The organism is Streptomyces tanashiensis (assembly GCF_014648895.1).
Taxonomy (GTDB): Bacteria; Actinomycetota; Actinomycetes; order Streptomycetales; family Streptomycetaceae; genus Streptomyces; species Streptomyces tanashiensis.
The window spans coordinates 497,848-515,448 of record NZ_BMRZ01000001.1 but is presented as its reverse complement, the minus strand read 5'-3'; the positions used below and the strand labels follow the sequence as shown (position 1 = coordinate 515,448).

Below are 17,601 nucleotides of genomic sequence, written 5' to 3'. Positions count from 1 at the left end.
CGCTACGGTGGTTCCAGTGACGCGACGGCTCTTGGGGGGCTCGGGTGGACGGACGGCTGAGGCGTGTGTGGAGGCGGGGGCGCTGGTTCGTCCTCGGTGTCGTCCTGCTGCTCGTGGTGCCCCCGCTCTTCGGCGCCCTGGCCCTGCGCGTCAGTTACGCGGGAGACCTCAGGGACGACGCGCGGACCCGCGGCAAGGACGCGTTCTGGATCGGGCACGCCTGGGTCGACGGACGGAAGAAGGACGCCGACCTCGCGGCCCTCGCCGCGCGGCTGAAGGACAGCGGCATACGCGACCTGTACGTGCACGCCGGGCCCCTGGAGCACGACGGCACCCTCCCGGCGGCGAAGTACCCCCGGGCGCGATGGCTGATCGACGGGGTGCACCGCGCGATGCCCGGAATACGGGTCCAGGCCTGGCTCGGCGACGTCCTGGCCTCCGAGGGGCCGGTGGGGCTGCGCCTGGAGGACGCCGGGTCGCGCCGCGCCGTGGTGGGTTCGGCCCGGCAGATCCTCGACGCCGGCTTCGACGGGGTCCACTTCGACCTGGAGCCGCTGCACTCCGACGACCGGGACTACCTCTCCCTCCTCGACGACCTCGGGAAGCTGACCCGCGCCCGCAAGGCCCCGCTCTCGGTCGCCGCCCACCAGATCGACCCGCTGCCGGGCGCCCACACGGCGCTGGGCGCGCTCAGTTCGAACGGCAGCGAGAAGTGGTGGTCGCAGGAGTTCTTCGGCGAGGTCGCGCGGCGCGTCGACCAGATCGCCGTCATGTCGTACGACACCTGGATGCCACTGGAGAGCCTGTACGGCGGGTACGTCGCCCAGCAGACGGCCCTCGCCCTCGAAGTGACGCCCGAGAGCACGGACCTGCTGATGGGGCTCCCGTTCTTCCACGAGGACGACCTCGGTCACCACGAGGACGCGGAGACGGTCGCCGCGGCCGTCAGGGGCGCGAGACTCGGCCTCGGCCGGACCGACCCCGGCCGCGAGCGGTTCGGCCTGGCCCTGTACGTGGACTTCGCCGCGCGCGAGGAGGACTGGGCGGCCTACCGCGCGGGCTGGCTCTGAGAGAGGGGACCCGAGTGCCGGTGCGGGACCGGGCGGAGGAGGATGGTGCCGGGCGGCCCGGGCGGGCCGCCGGCGAGGGGGAAGTACGACATGACCAGCCGTCTGCTGATGCCTGTCCGCACCGTCCTGACGGACCGCACCCGTGGCGCCGAGGCGCCCGCCGGTGAGGTCCCCGGGTCCACCCGGCCCACTCCGATCCTGGACCGGGAGCACCCGCTCGTGACCGCCCTCGTGGCCCGCGTGCTGCGTGAGTCCGAGGCGCGGGGCGCGGTCACCGACCGGGCCCGGCTCCAGGTGGCGCACGGCATCCTCGTGACCGCCGTACGGCCGGTGTACTCCGTCGAGGACCGGCGCCGGGTGTCGCGCACGCTGCGGCTCGGCCGCGGCTCGTGCAGCCAGCGGATGGCGGTCCTGGAGGCGGTGGCCCGGTCCCTCGGCGTGGAGACCCGGGTGCGCGGCCTGCTCGTCGACGGCACCTTCTGGTACCCGAGGTTCCCGAAGCTCCGCGCGTTCGTCCCGGAGGAGGTCCTGCTGGCCTGGCCGGAGTTCCGGCTGGACGGCGCGGACGGGAACACGGGCGCGGCCGGACACACCGGCGCCGACGGGGACACCGGCGCCGACGCGAGCACCGGAGCCGACGAGAGCGTCTGGGTGCCCATCGCGGAGCTCTTCACCGGGCTGGGCCCGGCGGAGCACGGCGGCGGGTTCACCAACTCCGGCGCGGAGACGCTCTTCGAGGCCGTCGCCCGGACCACCGTCGACTGGGACGCGCCGGCGGCGTGCGCCGGGTCGGCGCCCTGCGACCTGTCCGCCCACCTCCGGACGGACCTCGGCCGCTTCTCCTCGCGCGACGAGCTGTTCGACCTCCACGGGCAGACCCTGTGCCGCCCCGCCCGCACCCTCGCCGAGCCGGTCCTCGGCCGCTGGAGCGCGGGCGCCGCGGCCTGACGCCAAGCCCAGGTCAGGTCAGGTCTGACCTGACCTGGGCTGACCTGGCCCGGCCGCCGCCAGGCCCGGCGCCCGGCCTCAGCTCTTCCGCCGCCTGATCGTCTTCCCGAGCCAGACCAGCGGGTCGTACTTCCGGTCCACGACCCGCTCCTTCAGCGGGATCAGGGCGTTGTCGGTGATCCGGATGGACTCGGGGCAGACCTCGGTGCAGCACTTGGTGATGTTGCAGTAGCCGAGGCCGTGCTCCTCCTGCGCGGTCCGCCGCCGGTCGAGCCCGGCCTCCTCCGCCGCGTCCAGGGGGTGCATGTCGAGCTCCGCGACCCGCATGAGGAACCGGGGCCCGGCGAAGGCCTCCTTGTTCTCCTCGTGGTCGCGCACCACATGGCAGGTGTCCTGGCACAGGAAGCACTCGATGCACTTCCGGAACTCCTGCGAGCGGTCCACGTCCTCCTGCCGCATCCGGTACTCCCCGGGGCCGAGCCCGGCGGGCGGGACGAAGGCCGGGATCTCCCGGGCCTTCGTGTAGTTGAAGGAGACGTCCGTGACCAGGTCGCGGACGACGGGGAAGGCGCGCATCGGGGTGACGGTGACGACCTCGTCGCGTCCGAAGACCGACATCCGGGTCATGCACATCAGCCGGGGCCGGCCGTTGACCTCGGCCGAGCACGACCCGCACTTGCCCGCCTTGCAGTTCCAGCGCACGGCCAGGTCGGGGGCCTGGGTGGCCTGGAGACGGTGGACGATGTCGAGGACCACCTCGCCGTCGTGCACCTCGACGGTGTAGTCGGTCAGCTCCCCGCCGTCGGTGTCGCCCCGCCAGATCCGGAAGTGGGCCTGATACGTGCTCATGCGTCCAGCTCCTCCTCCGACAGGTACTTCGCCAGCTCCTCCTTCTCGAAGAGGGCGAGCAGATCGGGCCTGATGGGTTCGGTGCGCACCCGTTCCAGGGCGACGCCGCCGTCCTCGGCCCGGCAGAGCAGGTTCACCGGGCGCCACGACCGCTCCATCGTGGGGCGGTCCTCGCGGGTGTGCCCGCCCCGGGACTCGGTGCGCTCCAGGGCGGCCCGGGCCACGCACTCGCTCACCAGGAGCATGTTCCGCAGGTCGAGGGCGAGGTGCCAGCCGGGGTTGAACTGCCGGTGACCCTCGACCACGACCCGCCCCGTCCGCTCCCGCAGCGCGGCGATCCGCTCCAGGGCCTCGGCCATCTCGCTCTCCCGCCGGATGATCCCGACGAGGTCGTTCATGGTCTGCTGGAGCTCCTGGTGGAGGGTGTACGGGTTCTCCGGGGGCCCCGCGGCGACAGGGTCGAACGGGGCCAGCGCCTCCGCCCGCGCGGCGGTCACGTCGTCCTCGACGACCCCGCCGCCGGCCCCCGACATCGCGTACTGCGCCGCGTGGAGTCCGGCCCGCCGCCCGAAGACGAGCAGGTCGGAGAGCGAGTTGCCGCCGAGCCGGTTGGAGCCGTGCATGCCGCCCGCGACCTCACCGGCGGCGAAGAGCCCGGCCACCCCGACCGTGGCGGCCGTCTCCGAGTCGACGGCGACGCCGCCCATCACGTAGTGGCAGGTCGGCCCGACCTCCATCGCCTCGGCCGTGATGTCGACGTCCGCCAGCTCCTTGAACTGGTGGTACATCGAGGGCAGCCGGCGCCGGATCGTCTCCGCCGGCATGCGGGTCGACACGTCCAGGAAGACCCCGCCGTGCGGGGAGCCGCGCCCCGCCTTGACCTCGGAGTTGATGGCCCGCGCCACCTCGTCGCGGGGCAGCAGTTCGGGCGGGCGCCGGTTGTGGTCGGGGTCCTCGTACCAGCGGTCGCCCTCCTCCTCCGACTCGGCGTACTTCTCCTTGAAGACGTCGGGGACGTAGTCGAACATGAACCGCCGGCCCTCGGAGTTCCGCAGCACCCCGCCGTCGCCGCGTACGGACTCGGTGACGAGGATCCCCTTCACCGACGGCGGCCAGACCATGCCGGTCGGGTGGAACTGCACGAACTCCATGTTCACCAGGGGCGCCCCGGCGAGCAGGGCGAGGGCGTGACCGTCGCCCGTGTACTCCCAGGAGTTCGAGGTCACCTTGAAGGACTTGCCGATGCCGCCGGTCGCGAGGACGACCGCGGGCGCCTCCAGGACGAGGAAGCGCCCGCTCTCCCGCTCGTAACAGAAGACCCCGGAGACCCGCCCGTCACCGTCCTTGAGGATCCGGGTGACGGTGAACTCCTGGAAGACCTTCAGGCGCGACTCGTGGTCGCCGGTCTCGCGGTGGTCCTCCTGCTGGAGGCCGACGACCCTCTGCTGGAGGGTCCGCAGCAGTTCGAGACCGGTGCGGTCGCCGACGTGCGCGAGCCGCGGGTACTCGTGGCCGCCGAAGTTGCGCTGGGAGATCCGGCCGTCCGGCGTCCGGTCGAAGAGCGCGCCCCAGGTCTCCAGCTCCCAGACCCGCTCGGGGGCCTCCTGGGCGTGCAGCTCGGCCATCCGCCACTGGTTGAGGAACTTCCCGCCGCGCATGGTGTCCCGGAAGTGCGTCTTCCAGTCGTCGTGCTCGTTGGCGTTCGCCATGGACGCGGCGATGCCGCCCTCGGCCATCACCGTGTGCGCCTTGCCGAAGAGGGACTTGCAGATGACGGCGGTGCGCGCGCCGGCCCGGCGCGCCTCGATCGCGGCCCGCAGCCCGGCGCCGCCCGCGCCGACCACGACCACGTCCCACCGCTGCCGTTCCACGGAGCTCACAGGACTCATGTCAGAAGAACCTCGGGTCGTCGAAGGCGCCGGTGGCGAGCAGATACACGTACAGGTCGCAGACGGCGACGCTGATCAGCGACGCCCAGGCGAGTTGCATGTGACGCCGGTTCAGGCGCCCCACCCAGGTCCACAGCCGGTAGCGGACGGGATGCTTCGAGAAGTGCCGGAGGCGGCCGCCGACGATGTGCCGGCAGGAGTGGCAGGACAGGGTGTACGCCCAGATGAGGGCGATGTTGACGAGGAAGATCAGCGTCCCGAGCCCGGCGTGGCCCCACGCGTAGTCGGAGTTCCGGAAGGTCAGCGCCGTGTCGTACGTGAGGATCCCGGCGACCGGCAGCGCCGCGTAGAAGAAGTACCGGTGGAGGTTCTGCAGGAGCAGCGGGAAGCGGGTCTCGCCGGTGTACGTGCGGTGGGGTTCGGCCACCGCGCAGGCCGGGGGAGCCGCCCAGAACCCGCGGTAGTACGCCTTGCGGTAGTAGTAGCAGGTCAGCCGGAAGCCCAGCGGGAAGACCAGGATCAACAGGGCGGGGGAGAGCCCCCACCAGCTGCCGAAGATCGCCCAGTTCGGGCCGCCCCGCATGGGGACGCAGTTCTCCGCGAGGCAGGGCGAGTAGAAGGGGGAGACGTAGGGGGCGGCGTAGTAGTCGGCGTTCGCGAAGGCCCGCCACGTCGAGTACGCGACGAAGGCGAGCAGTCCGGCCGCGGTGGCGGCGGGGGAGAGCCACCAGCGGTCGGTGCGCAGATGGCGGGCGGCGATGGCGGCGCGCCCCGGGGAGCGCACCCCCGTCGCGGCTCCGTGACTCGTCGGGGGCTGCGTACCTGTCGCCAACAGGGCCTCCTCGGCTCTACGGCTCTACGGCTCTACGGCTCTACGGCTCGGCTCTGCTCTGCTCCACGGTCTAGGGCGCGTGGCGGTCGCGTGCTCCCAGTCCCTCGTCGTCCGTGTCGACCCACAGCCCGCTGTCGTACGGGGCGTCGGGGATGGTCACCAGACCCTCGGGGCGGCCGGTGGCCGGCGTGGAAGGTGCTCCCCGCTCCGACCCGACGCGCCGTTCCAGCTCTTCGACCGTGTGCTCCAGGTCCTGCAGGCGACGCTTGACGGCCGCCAGATCGTCCTGAACGGACATGGGTTGCCCTCACTTCCGCGAGCGGCTTCGGCAGGAGTGTCGCGCGTCACATCCCGCTTGGGAAGCCATGTGCACGGGTTTCCACTCGTCCGGAGCGCCCGGTCCCGGCGGGGTTGGGCCGCACGAGTGGGCTTTGCCGGTCGTGCCGCCGTGTCGCCGTGGCCGAATCCGCTCCGTCCTTTTCAGTGTATGAGCAATAGGTCTGATCATCTCCAAATGGCATAAATCTGGACGAAGGGGTACAAGTCATGTCCCAGATCGGCGCCCCTCGCGGGAGGACATGCTCAAGGAGCCCCCGCTCCCGCACGCTCCGCTCCGTCGCCACCCTCACCAGCGCGGTCCTCGCCGTCACCGTCCTCGCCGGATGCAGCTCCGGCGACGAGGCCGACGAGGCGCCCGCCGCGGCCCAGGACAACGCCCCCGCGGCACGTGACCGGGTCGCCGACGGGGGCACGCTCCGCTGGGCCGTCGACGCCCTGCCCACCACGCTCAACACCTTCCAGGCCGACGCCGACGGCACCACCGCGCGCATCGCCGGAGCCGTGCTCCCCGCCCTCTACACGCTCGACGAGCGAGGCCGGCCGCGGCTGAACCCCGACTACCTGGAGTCCGCGCAGGTCGTCGAGACCGAGCCCAAGCAGGTCGTGCTCTACAAGCTCAACCAGCAGGCCGTCTGGAGCGACGGGCGCGAGATCGGGGCCCCGGACTTCGTGGCCCAGTGGCGCGCGCTGAGCGGCCGCGACACCGCGTACTGGACCGCCCGCAACTCCGGCTACGAGCGGATCGAGAAGATCGAGCGCGGCAAGAACGACCTGGAGGTCCGGGTCACCTTCGCCAAGCCCTACGCCGACTGGCAGTCCCTCTTCACTCCCCTCTATCCGAAGCAGGTGATGGGCTCCCCGAACTCCTTCAACGACGGGGCGCGCACCACGCTCAAGGCCACTGCAGGACCGTTCCTGCTCAAGACGATCGACCGGAAGAGCGGCGACGTCACCCTCGCCCGCAACCCCCGCTGGTGGGGGCAGTCCGCCAAGCTCGACACCGTCGTCCTCAAGGCCGTCCCCCGGGCCGACCGGGCGACCGCGCTCGCCGCGGGCACCCTCGACCTGGCCGAGATCGACCGGTCCGCGGCCGAGCGGATCGCGCTCGCCCTCCGCGACGCCCGCGCCGGCCGGAACGGCGCCCAGGCCGCCGCCGCCCACGGCCCCGGCGCCGCGATCACCCCCTCCAAGGCCCTGAAGTCCTGGGCCCTCGCCCATGGCTCCGACGACGACAAGGCCGCGGAGGTCAAGGCCGCCCGGAAGAAGAACCAGGAGGCGATCGCCCGGTACGCGAGCGCCCAGGACGCCCTGGCGAAGTACGTGGTCCGCAAGTCCCTGGAGCCCGCCTACACCCAGCTCTCGCTGAACGGCGAGTCCGGCCCGCTGGCCGACGAGCGGGTGCGCCGGGCGGTGGCCCGCGCCATCAACCGCCAGGAGCTGGCCGAATCCGTACTGGGACCGCTCGGACTCCCCGCGAAGCCCCCGGGCAGCCACCTCGCCCTCGCGGGCCAGGCGGCGTACGCGGACAGCAGCGACGCGCTCGGCGGCCAGGACACCAAGGAGGCGCAGGCGCTCCTCGCCGACGCGGGCTGGGTCCCCGGCGGCGCGCTCCAGAAGCCCGCCGGCACCAAGGCGGGCAGCGAGGCGGAGAAGGAGGCGGAGAAGAAGGCCGCGGAGAAGGCGAAGGAGAAGGGGAAGGGCGAGAAGGCCGAGGGTTCCACCGGCGCCGAGAAGGCCGAGGGTTCCACCGGCGCCGAGAAGGCCGAGGGCTCCACCGACGCCAAGAAGAAGGGGAGCGACACCGCCTCCGACGAGGGCCTCTACATCGTCGGCGACGACAAGCCCGGCGATCGCCGCGCCGTCCCCGCCCCCGTCATCGGCGCGAACGGCCCCGAGAGCGGCACCGACGTCCTCGCCCCGGCCCCCGCCGCGGCCCGCGAGAGCGCCGCGCTCCTCGCCCGCGCCGAGGCGCTCGACACCGGAACCGGCTCCGGCGCCCGCGCCGCCCAGTCGGTCGCCAAGCCGGACCGGGGAGTGGCCGGGGCCTATGCCCCGCGCGGCACCGCCGCCCCCGTGACCGCCCCCGAGGCCGGCAAGGCCCTCGGCAAGGACGGCAAGGCGCTCAGCCTCCGCTTCGTCCTGCCGTCCGGGCCGGGCTCCGAGTCGCTGCGGGCGGTCGGCGACCGGATCGTCCGGATGCTCGACGCGGTCGGGATCCGCACCGAGGTCACCAAGGTCTCCGACGACAGCTTCTTCAAGGACCACGTGGCCTCGGGCGACTACGACCTGGCCCTCTACTCCTGGCCCGCCTCCGCCTTCCCGGCGACCGACGCCCGGCCGATCTTCGCCAAGCCCGAGCCGGCCTCGGACGGCTCGCTCCTTGTCGAGCAGAACTACTCCCGGGTCGGCACCGACCGTATCGATCAGTTGTTCGACCAGGCGGCGGGGACGCTCGACGAGGAGGAGGCCCGCGACCTGGTGCGCCAGGCCGACGCCCGGATCTGGGCCGCGGCCGGTTCCATCCCCCTCTACCAGCGCCCGCAGCTCGTCGCCGCCAGGGCCGATCTCGTGAACGCCGGTGCCTGGGGTCTCGCCGCCCCCCGCTACCAGGACATCGGCTTCAAGAAGCCCGAATCCTCCAAGGGGGCCGAGCGAACCCCCTGAAAGCACTGAAACCTCTGAAACCGCAGGTCACAACCTCAGAAGCAGCTCAATTTCCTTGCCCGCCGGTGATCCCGGCGGGCAGGATCGCGACGGCCCTTTGACCCGGTCGCACGACCTGCCCCACACCCCCCATAACTCCCGCTGACACCTCTCGGATCTTGGCCGGGGAAGCCCCTTGCGCGGCAGCCCCGTACCATAGGACATAGCCGTGGCGCGTCCGCCCGGCGGGCGTACGAGGAACTGACGCCGCATCCCACGATCCGAGAGAAGCGCAAGCACCCATGCCCACGCGCCACGACATCCGTAACGTCGCCATCGTCGCCCACGTCGACCATGGCAAGACGACCATCGTCGACGCCATGCTCAAGCAGGCCGGTGCCTTCGCCGCCCACCAGCAGCTCGACGACCGCATGATGGACTCGAACGACCTGGAGCGTGAGAAGGGCATCACGATCCTCGCCAAGAACACGGCGGTGAAGTATCACCCCAAGGACGGCGGGGCCCCGATCACGATCAACATCATCGACACCCCCGGCCACGCCGACTTCGGTGGCGAGGTCGAGCGCGGTCTGTCGATGGTCGACGCGGTCGTCCTCCTCGTCGACGCCTCCGAGGGCCCGCTCCCGCAGACCCGGTTCGTGCTGCGCAAGGCGCTCCAGCAGCGCAAGCCCGTCATCCTCTGCATCAACAAGACGGACCGCCCGGACTCCCGGATCGACGAGGTCGTCAACGAGACCTACGACCTCTTCCTCGACCTGGACGCGGACGAGGACCAGATCGAGTTCCCGATCGTCTACGCCTGCGGCCGTGACGGCATCGCCTCGCTGACCAAGCCGGAGAACGGCACCGTTCCCGCGGACAGCGACAACCTGGAGCCGTTCTTCTCCGCCATCCTGGAGCACGTCCCCGCCCCGGTGTACGACGAGGAGGCGCCGCTCCAGGCGCACGTCACCAACCTGGACGCCGACAACTTCCTCGGCCGCATCGCGCTGCTCCGCGTCGAGCAGGGCGAGCTCCGCAAGGGCCAGACGGTCGCGTGGATCAAGCGGGACGGCACGATCTCCAACGTCCGCATCACCGAGCTGATGATGACCGAGGCGCTCACCCGCAAGCCCGCCGAGGTCGCCGGCCCCGGTGACATCTGCGCCGTCGCCGGTATCCCCGACATCATGATCGGCGAGACCCTGGCGGACCCGGAGAACCCGATCGCGCTTCCGCTGATCACGGTCGACCAGCCGGCCATCTCCATGACCATCGGTACCAACACCTCGCCGCTCGTCGGCCGTGGTGGCACGGGCAAGGGCGCGGACGCCAAGGCCGCTGTCAAGAACCGCAAGGTCACCGCCCGCCAGGTCAAGGACCGTCTGGACCGCGAGCTCATCGGTAACGTCTCGCTCCGCGTCCTCGACACCGAGCGCCCGGACGCCTGGGAGGTCCAGGGCCGCGGTGAGCTCGCGCTCGCCATCCTGGTCGAGCAGATGCGCCGCGAGGGCTTCGAGCTGACCATCGGCAAGCCGCAGGTCGTCACCAAGCTCGTCGACGGCAAGGTCCACGAGCCCGTCGAGCGCCTCACGGTCGACGTCCCCGAGGAGCACATGGGCGCGGTCACGCAGCTCATGGGCGTCCGCAAGGGCCGCATGGACAACATGTCGAACCACGGCTCCGGCTGGGTCCGCATGGAGTTCGTCGTTCCGTCCCGTGGCCTCATCGGCTTCCGTACGGAGTTCCTCACCAACACCCGCGGTACGGGCATCGCCCACTCGATCCACGAGGGTCACGAGCCGTGGTTCGGCACCCTGACGACCCGTAACAACGGCTCGCTGGTCGCCGACCGCGCCGGTGCGGTCACTGCCTTCGCGATGACCAACCTCCAGGAGCGCGGCGTCCTGTTCACCGACCCCGGCACCGAGGTGTACGAGGGCATGATCGTCGGCGAGAACTCCCGCTCCGACGACATGGACGTGAACATCACCAAGGAGAAGAAGCTCACCAACATGCGCTCCTCCTCCGCCGACTCCTTCGAGGCGATCGTTCCGCCGCGGAAGCTCTCCCTGGAGCAGTCGCTGGAGTTCTGCCGCGACGACGAGTGCGTCGAGGTGACCCCGGAGGCCGTGCGCATCCGCAAGGTCATCCTCGACCAGAACGCGCGTGGTCGCGCGTCTTCCCGCGCCAAGAACGGCTGAGTAAGGTCGCATACGGCCGAGCACGGCGGGGTAGATCATGGTCCTGTGATCTTCGCCGCTCTCGGCTGACATGACGTCAGCAACGGAGCCCGGGCCCCCACAGAAGCTGTGGGGGCCCGGGCTTTTCGTCAAGTTCCGTCAACTCCATTTCGGAGCTGCGGTGTCCGGATATCGGCGATCGCTCTCCGGTACGTGTGTTAACGGTCCGTTTCGGGCGTGTCTGTCTGTGCTCAGTTTGTCCGGATTTCGGTCTTCCGGGCCCTGGTGATGTTGTCAAAACGAGACCACTTAAGTGTGGTTTACAGCCCGGACGTACTTAATAGTTGGCTCCATTGAGCTCGGGTCAATGGGTCACGCACTGTGGGGAGTGCCGACTCACGAGCACACTCGGGGCACTTGAGTCCAAAGCCGTCAGGGGTGTCGGCGAAACTCGGAGTGCCCCTCTTGTAGTGACAAAGTGGACTCATGAGGAGGAACCCATGCGCGGTGCCAAGAGCGCCAAGTGGGTAACGGGCGCGATCATCGTCGCCCTTGCTGCGACCGCCTGTGGCGGGGGTAAGAGCGACGGCGGCAGCGACGCCAAGGGCGCTGTTGACCCGAACGGAATCTTCTCCATCGAGCTGGGCGAGCCTGAGAAGCCCCTGCTCACCGGTGACACGATGGAGTCCAACGGCTCCGCCGTCATGTCCGGCCTGTTCTCGACCCTGGTCGACTACAAGGCCGACGGCTCGCTGGAGATGATCAACGCCGAGTCGGTCACCACGACGGACTCGAAGACGTGGACGGTCAAGCTCAAGCCGGGCTGGACCTTCCACGACGGCACCCCGGTCACCTCCAAGTCCTACGTGGACGCGTGGAACTGGAACGCCAGCCTGAAGAACGCCCAGGGCCTCGCGTCCTGGTTCGCGGACATCAAGGGCTACGACAAGGTCCACCCGGACGCCGAGGGCGCCAAGCAGGCCGCCGACAAGCTCGAGGGTCTGAAGGTCGTCGACGAGACCACCTTCAAGATCGAGCTCTCGAAGGCCGTCCCGTACTTCGGTCACAAGCTCGCCTACATCGTCTTCGCGCCGATGGCGGAGTCCTTCTACAAGGACCCGATCGCCGGCGGCCAGAAGCCGGTCGGCAACGGTCCCTACAAGTTCAAGACCTGGGACCACAAGAAGAAGATCGAGATCACCCGCTTCGACGGCTACAAGGGCCCGAACAAGGCGAAGAACGGCGGTGTGCTCTTCAAGAACTACACCACCGTCGAGGCCGCGTACGAGGACCTGAAGTCCGGCAACGTGGACGTGCTCCGCACGATCGGCCCGAAGGACCTCCCGGTCTACCGTCAGGACCTCGGCGACCGCGCCGTGGACCAGGCCTACTCCGCGATCCAGACCGTCGCCGTCGCCTTCTACGCCGACCAGTGGAAGAAGCCGAAGCCGATCGACCCGCGCGTCATCCAGGGTCTGTCGATGGCGATCGACCGCGCCACCATCACCAAGACCGTGCTCAACGGCACGCGTGAGCCCGCCACCGGCTGGGTCGCGAAGGGTGTCCTGGGCTACCAGCCGAACGCCGCGGGTGACGTCACCACGTTCAACCCGGCCAAGGCCAAGGAGCTCATCAAGGCCGGCGGCGGCGTGCCCGGCAACAAGATCTCCATCCAGTTCAACGCCGACGGTGGCCACAAGGAGTGGGTGGACGCGGTCTGCAACTCCATCCAGCAGGCCACCACCGTCCAGTGCGTCGGCGACGGCAAGCCGGACTTCCAGGCCGACCTGCAGGCCCGCAAGACCAAGCAGGTCAAGTCGTTCTACCGCTCCGGCTGGGTGCTCGACTACCCGGTGAACGCCAACTTCATCTCCGACCTGTTCCGTACGGGTGCGGCGGGCAACCAGGGCGACTTCTCCAACAAGGAGCTGGACGCCAAGATCGCGAAGGCCGACTCCGCCGCCACCCTCGACGACTCCGTCAAGGCGTACCAGGCGATCGAGAAGGACCTGATCAACTACATGCCTTCGATCCCGCTCTGGTACTACAAGGTCAACGCGGGCTACTCCGAGAAGGTTTCGGGCGTGGCTTACGGTCAGGACGGCGACCCGATCCTGACCGGCGTCGAGGTCAAGAAGTAATCACCCAAGCGTAGTCCGCACGCCGTCACGGGACTGACGGATCGTCAGTCCCGTCTCGGTGCCTTACGCAGCGGCTGGGGGGCCCTTCCACGACATCAGCATGCCCGGATCCGGGCATGCTGTCGGGGGAGGGCCCGTCGGTTGCGCTGTCACATCTCAACGGAGGCATGATGGGGCGTTATGTCGCACGACGACTGCTCCAGATGATCCCGGTTTTCTTCGGGACGACCCTGCTGATCTTCGCCATGGTGCATCTTCTGCCCGGTGATCCCGTGCTTGCCATGTTCGGCGACAAGGGCGCCGACCCGGCGACGCTCGCCGCGAAGCGCCATGAACTCGGCCTCGACAAGCCGGAATGGCAGCAGTATCTCTTCTACATGCGGGACATGATCCTGCACCTGGACTTCGGCACCCAGATCCGCAACGGGCGCCCGGTGACCGAGGTGCTGGGTGACGCGTTCCCCATCACCCTCCAGCTGGCCGTTCTCGCGTTCGCCATCGAGCTGGTCTTCGGTATCGGTCTGGGCATCATCGGCGGTCTGCGCGCCGGCCGCCTGGCCGACAACCTCATCCTGATCTTCACCCTGCTGATCATCTCGATCCCGGTGTTCGTCCTGGGCTACATCATCAAGATGGTCTTCGCGTTCAACCTGGGCTGGATCGCCCCGAACGTGAGCACCGAGCCGGTCCTGAGCGAGATGCTGGCCCCGGCCATCGTGCTCGGCGGCCTCTCCCTCGCGTACGTGGCCCGACTGACCCGTACCTCCATGGCGGAGAACCTGCGCGCCGACTACATGCGCACGGCCGTCGCCAAGGGCCTGCCGCGCCGCCGCGTCATCGGTGTCCACCTGATGCGCAACTCGATGATCCCCGTGGTCACCTTCCTCGGCACCGACATCGGCGCCCTCATGGGCGGTGCGGTCGTCACCGAGTTCATCTTCAACATCCACGGCGTCGGTGGAGTCATCGCCGAGTCGATCTCCCGCCGTGAAGGCTCCACGCTGGTCGGACTCGTCACCATCCTGGTGATCGTCTACCTCGTCACCAGTCTGCTCATCGACCTGCTGTACGCGGTCCTGGACCCGAGGATCCGGTATGCCTGACGTGACCAAGACCGCTGCCGCCGTCGAGGATGCCGTCGCGCCCCCCTCCGTGGACGCGTCCGCACCGGTGGCCAAGGCCGAGAAGGCCCGCAGCCTGTGGGGCGACGCCTGGGTCGACCTGCGCCGCAACCCGTACTTCATCGTCTCGTCGGTGCTGATCGCGCTGCTGCTGCTGATCTCGGCGTGGCCGACCCTCTTCACCAGCGCGTCCCCGAGCGCCGGTGACCTGGTGCACCACTTCCTGAGCAAGCCCGAGCTCGGCAGCGTCGGTTCGCCCGAGTGGCTGGGCTACGACCAGCAGGGCCGCTCCGTCTACGCCCGCCTGATCCACGGCACCCGCGCCTCCGTCACGGTCGGCATCGCGGTCACCGCGATCGTCACCATCCTCGGTGGCGTCATGGGTATGATCGCCGGCTACTTCGGCGGCGTCATCGATGCGTTCATCTCCCGCATCACCGACATCTTCTTCGGCATCCCGTTCCTGCTGGGCGCCATGGTCATCCTGCAGTCGTTCACCGAGCGCACCGTCTGGGTCGTCGTCTTCGCCCTCGCGTTCCTCGGCTGGACCCAGATCACCCGCGTCATGCGCGGTGCCGTGATCACGGTCAAGCAGGCCGACTACGTCCACGCGGCGAAGGCGCTCGGCGCCGGCACGGTCCGGATCCTCTTCCGGCACATCCTGCCGAACGCCATGGCCCCCGTGATCGTCGTCGCGACCATCGCGCTCGGCGGCTACATCTCGGCCGAGGCGACCCTGTCCTTCCTGGGACTGGGCCTCGCCGCCCCGACCGTCTCGTGGGGTGTCGACATCTCCGCGGGTGTCGCCCAGATCCGAGTGGCCCCGCACGTCCTGCTCTGGCCCTCGATCATGCTGAGCCTCACCGTTCTGGCGTTCATCATGCTCGGCGAAGCCGTCCGCAACGCCCTCGACCCCAAGCTGCGCTGAGGAGGGCGTACCAGATGAGCATCATCGACAAGACCGCGGCCGTCCCCGCGCCGCGCGGCGGCTCCGACCACACCGGTCCGCTGCTCGAAGTCAAGAACCTGCACGTCGAGTTCCACACCCGTGACGGTGTGGCCAAGGCGGTCAACGGCGTCAACTACTCCGTGGACGCCGGCGAGACCCTCGCCGTCCTCGGCGAGTCCGGCTCCGGCAAGTCCGTCACGGCCCAGGCCATCATGGGCATCCTCGACATGCCCCCCGGCAAGATCCCGCAGGGCGAGATCCTGTTCCGCGGCCAGGACATGCTGAAGATGTCCGAGGAGGAGCGCCGGAAGATCCGCGGCCGGAAGATCGCGATGATCTTCCAGGACGCGCTGTCCTCCCTCAACCCGGTCCTCACCGTCGGCTACCAGCTCGGCGAGATGTTCCGGGTGCACCACGGCATGTCCAAGAAGGACGCCACGGTCAAGGCCGTCGAGCTGATGGACAAGGTCAAGATCCCCGCCGCCAAGGCCCGGGTCTCCGACTACCCCCACCAGTTCTCCGGCGGTATGCGCCAGCGCATCATGATCGCCATGGCGCTCGCCCTGGAGCCGGACCTGATCATCGCCGACGAGCCCACCACGGCTCTCGACGTGACCGTCCAGGCCCAGGTCATGGACCTCCTCGCGGAGCTCCAGCAGGAATACAACATGGGCCTGATCCTGATCACCCACGACCTCGGCGTCGTCGCCGACGTCGCGGACAAGATCGCCGTGATGTACGCCGGCCGGATCGTCGAGCAGGCGCCGGTCCACGAGCTGTACAAGCGTCCGGCCCACCCGTACACCCGCGGTCTGCTGGAGTCGATCCCGCGCCTGGACCAGAAGGGCCAGGAGCTCTACGCGATCAAGGGCCTGCCGCCCAACCTGCTCAAGGTGCCCACCGGCTGCGCCTTCAACCCGCGCTGCCCCAAGGCCGACGACATCTGCCGCACGGAGATCCCGGCCCTCGTGCCGGTCACCGAGCAGAACGGCGCGGACCTCCCGGGCCGTAAGAGCGCCTGCCACTTCTGGAAGGAGACGATCCATGGCTGACCTCAGCAACAACCACGAGGCCCCCGGCGAGCCGATCCTCCAGGTGCGCAATCTGCAGAAGCACTTCCCGCTGACGCAGGGCATCCTCTTCAAGAAGCAGGTCGGCGCGGTCAAGGCCGTGGACGGGGTCTCCTTCGACCTCTACCAGGGCGAGACCCTCGGCATCGTGGGCGAGTCCGGCTGTGGCAAGTCCACGGTCGCCAAGCTCCTGATGAACCTGGAGCGGGCCACCGCCGGCGAGGTCTTCTACAAGGGCCAGGACATCACCAAGCTGTCCGGGCGCGCGCTGAAGGCCGTCCGCCGCAACATCCAGATGGTGTTCCAGGACCCGTACACCTCGCTGAACCCGCGTATGACGGTCGGCGACATCATCGGCGAGCCCTTCGACATCCACCCCGAGGTGGCCCCGAAGGGCGACCGGCGCCGCAAGGTGCAGGAGCTGCTCGACGTCGTCGGTCTGAACCCGGAGTACATCAACCGGTACCCGCACCAGTTCTCCGGCGGTCAGCGCCAGCGCATCGGCATCGCCCGAGGCCTCGCGCTCAACCCGGAGATCATCATCTGCGACGAGCCGGTCTCGGCCCTGGACGTCTCCGTCCAGGCGCAGGTCATCAACCTGATGGGGAAGCTCCAGGACGAGTTCAACCTGTCCTACATCTTCATCGCGCACGACCTGTCGATCGTCCGGCACATCTCGGACCGCGTCGGCGTCATGTACCTCGGCAAGATGGCCGAGATCGGTACGGACGAGCAGATCTACGAGCACCCGACGCACCCGTACACGCAGGCGCTGCTCTCCGCGGTGCCGGTGCCGGACCCGGAGGCCCGCGCGCACCGCGAGCGGATCATCCTCACCGGTGACGTCCCCTCGCCGGCCAACCCGCCGTCGGGCTGCAGCTTCCGCACCCGTTGCTGGAAGGCGCAGGAGAAGTGCTCGCAGGAGGCCCCGGTTCTCGCGGTCCCGCAGCGCTTCCAGGGCGTGGACAGCCCGGCCGCCCACTTCTCGGCGTGCCACTTCGCCGAGGAGAAGCAGGTCGTCCCGGTGCACTGACGCACTGCGCGAGAAGGGCGCCCCGGTCCGTACCCACGGACCGGGGCGCCCTTCGTCGTGTCAGCGGCTGGTGGGGACGTACGGGAAGCAGCCGGTGTACCAGCCGAACTCGTACCGCATGATCAGGTCGCCCGTCCTGGGCCCGACGACGCCGTCGGCCTCGGAGGCGCCCAGCATCCGGTACTGCACGTACCGGATGGCCTCGTCGGTCTCGGGGCCGAAGACGCCGTCGACGTCGATCAGGTCGTGCTGCGTGGCGTAGTGGTCCGAGATGATGTTGTTGAGGCCGTTCTGCACGCACTTCACGGCGGTCGCGTTGTTGGCCTGGCCGTAGCCGACGTACGAGGCTCCCGGCTGGGCCTGGGCGGACGCGGGCAGGGCGAGTGCGGCGAGGGCGGTCGCGGTGGCGACGAGGCCGGCGCGGGCGGCGAGTCTCTGGGGCATGGCGGGAACTCTAGGACCGTGAGGGGCGCCCGAGGGGGCGGTGGGACGTCCCGGCCGTCCCAGGGACGTCCGTCCGGGCGCCGTAAAAGT

At 69.6% G+C, this 17,601-nt stretch carries 14 protein-coding genes; 9 read left to right on the top strand and 5 right to left on the bottom strand.

Annotated elements, in window-relative coordinates; translation table 11 throughout:
* The first annotated feature begins 44 nt into the window (after positions 1-44).
* Both IE237_RS02280 and IE237_RS02275 read left to right on the top strand, forming a co-directional pair.
* Complete coding sequence (locus IE237_RS02280; protein ID WP_370468139.1) at positions 45-1,070, top strand: glycoside hydrolase family 18 protein; 1,026 nt, start codon at positions 45-47, stop codon at positions 1,068-1,070.
* 90 nt (positions 1,071-1,160) lie between these two features.
* Positions 1,161-2,018, top strand: coding sequence for a transglutaminase domain-containing protein (locus tag IE237_RS02275; RefSeq protein ID WP_189800075.1), 858 nt, complete (start codon positions 1,161-1,163; stop codon positions 2,016-2,018).
* A 78-nt stretch (positions 2,019-2,096) separates the two neighbouring features.
* Here the strand turns inward: IE237_RS02275 and IE237_RS02270 are convergent, their stop codons facing one another.
* The 4 genes from IE237_RS02270 to IE237_RS02255 form a co-directional block, all read right to left on the bottom strand.
* Positions 2,097-2,867, bottom strand: a complete 771-nt coding sequence (locus tag IE237_RS02270) for a succinate dehydrogenase/fumarate reductase iron-sulfur subunit (protein ID WP_189800074.1) — start codon at positions 2,865-2,867, stop codon at positions 2,097-2,099.
* Positions 2,864-4,747: a fumarate reductase/succinate dehydrogenase flavoprotein subunit gene (locus IE237_RS02265; RefSeq protein WP_189800655.1), complete on the bottom strand. Its 1,884-nt coding sequence runs from the start codon at positions 4,745-4,747 to the stop codon at positions 2,864-2,866. The genes IE237_RS02270 and IE237_RS02265 overlap by 4 nt, the downstream gene beginning before the upstream one ends.
* A 10-nt stretch (positions 4,748-4,757) precedes the next feature.
* On the bottom strand, positions 4,758-5,588 hold the full coding sequence (gene sdhC, locus IE237_RS02260) for a succinate dehydrogenase subunit SdhC (protein ID WP_189800073.1): 831 nt from the start codon (positions 5,586-5,588) through the stop codon (positions 4,758-4,760).
* A 70-nt stretch (positions 5,589-5,658) separates the two neighbouring features.
* The gene (locus tag IE237_RS02255) at positions 5,659-5,886 is read right to left on the bottom strand and encodes an Rv0250c family protein (protein WP_189800072.1); all 228 of its coding nucleotides are present in this window, start codon (positions 5,884-5,886) and stop codon (positions 5,659-5,661) included.
* Positions 5,887-6,134: 248 nt separating this feature from the next.
* On the opposite strand from IE237_RS02255, the gene IE237_RS02250 reads away from it, so the two are divergent.
* From IE237_RS02250 to IE237_RS02220, 7 genes are all read left to right on the top strand, one after another.
* Complete coding sequence (locus IE237_RS02250; RefSeq protein ID WP_189800071.1) at positions 6,135-8,591, top strand: ABC transporter family substrate-binding protein; 2,457 nt, start codon at positions 6,135-6,137, stop codon at positions 8,589-8,591.
* Positions 8,592-8,872: 281 nt separating this feature from the next.
* Positions 8,873-10,774 (top strand): translational GTPase TypA, encoded by a 1,902-nt coding sequence (typA, locus tag IE237_RS02245; RefSeq protein WP_189800070.1) that lies wholly within the window; start codon positions 8,873-8,875, stop codon positions 10,772-10,774.
* Between the two features lie 479 nt (positions 10,775-11,253).
* On the top strand, positions 11,254-12,894 hold the full coding sequence (locus IE237_RS02240; protein ID WP_189800069.1) for a peptide ABC transporter substrate-binding protein: 1,641 nt from the start codon (positions 11,254-11,256) through the stop codon (positions 12,892-12,894).
* Positions 12,895-13,064: 170 nt separating this feature from the next.
* Positions 13,065-13,997: an ABC transporter permease gene (locus IE237_RS02235; protein WP_189800654.1), complete on the top strand. Its 933-nt coding sequence runs from the start codon at positions 13,065-13,067 to the stop codon at positions 13,995-13,997.
* Positions 13,990-14,943, top strand: coding sequence for an ABC transporter permease (locus tag IE237_RS02230; RefSeq protein WP_189800068.1), 954 nt, complete (start codon positions 13,990-13,992; stop codon positions 14,941-14,943). The genes IE237_RS02235 and IE237_RS02230 overlap by 8 nt, the downstream gene beginning before the upstream one ends.
* Positions 14,944-14,957: 14 nt before the next feature.
* Positions 14,958-16,016 carry an ABC transporter ATP-binding protein gene (locus IE237_RS02225; RefSeq protein WP_189800067.1) on the top strand — a complete coding sequence of 353 codons (1,059 nt, stop codon included), beginning with the start codon at positions 14,958-14,960 and terminating at the stop codon, positions 16,014-16,016.
* Positions 16,009-17,067 (top strand): ABC transporter ATP-binding protein, encoded by a 1,059-nt coding sequence (locus IE237_RS02220; protein WP_189800066.1) that lies wholly within the window; start codon positions 16,009-16,011, stop codon positions 17,065-17,067. The genes IE237_RS02225 and IE237_RS02220 overlap by 8 nt, the downstream gene beginning before the upstream one ends.
* A gap of 60 nt (positions 17,068-17,127) precedes the next feature.
* Here the strand turns inward: IE237_RS02220 and IE237_RS02215 are convergent, their stop codons facing one another.
* Entirely contained in the window at positions 17,128-17,511 is a 384-nt protein-coding gene (locus IE237_RS02215) for a peptidoglycan-binding domain-containing protein (protein ID WP_189800065.1), read from the bottom strand.
* Between the last annotated feature and the right edge of the window lie 90 nt (positions 17,512-17,601).

Excerpts from the sequence above, each read along its gene's own strand:
- IE237_RS02275 (WP_189800075.1), top strand. The coding sequence starts at position 1,161 with ATGACCAGCCGTCTGCTGATGCCTGTCCGCACCGTCCTGACGGACCGC.
- IE237_RS02270 (WP_189800074.1), bottom strand. The coding sequence starts at position 2,867 with ATGAGCACGTATCAGGCCCACTTCCGGATCTGGCGGGGCGACACCGAC.
- IE237_RS02255 (WP_189800072.1), bottom strand. The coding sequence starts at position 5,886 with ATGTCCGTTCAGGACGATCTGGCGGCCGTCAAGCGTCGCCTGCAGGAC.
- IE237_RS02250 (WP_189800071.1), top strand. The coding sequence starts at position 6,135 with ATGTCCCAGATCGGCGCCCCTCGCGGGAGGACATGCTCAAGGAGCCCC.
- typA (WP_189800070.1), top strand. The coding sequence starts at position 8,873 with ATGCCCACGCGCCACGACATCCGTAACGTCGCCATCGTCGCCCACGTC.
- IE237_RS02240 (WP_189800069.1), top strand. The coding sequence starts at position 11,254 with ATGCGCGGTGCCAAGAGCGCCAAGTGGGTAACGGGCGCGATCATCGTC.
- IE237_RS02235 (WP_189800654.1), top strand. The coding sequence starts at position 13,065 with ATGGGGCGTTATGTCGCACGACGACTGCTCCAGATGATCCCGGTTTTC.
- IE237_RS02230 (WP_189800068.1), top strand. The coding sequence starts at position 13,990 with ATGCCTGACGTGACCAAGACCGCTGCCGCCGTCGAGGATGCCGTCGCG.
- IE237_RS02225 (WP_189800067.1), top strand. The coding sequence starts at position 14,958 with ATGAGCATCATCGACAAGACCGCGGCCGTCCCCGCGCCGCGCGGCGGC.
- IE237_RS02220 (WP_189800066.1), top strand. The coding sequence starts at position 16,009 with ATGGCTGACCTCAGCAACAACCACGAGGCCCCCGGCGAGCCGATCCTC.
- IE237_RS02215 (WP_189800065.1), bottom strand. The coding sequence starts at position 17,511 with ATGCCCCAGAGACTCGCCGCCCGCGCCGGCCTCGTCGCCACCGCGACC.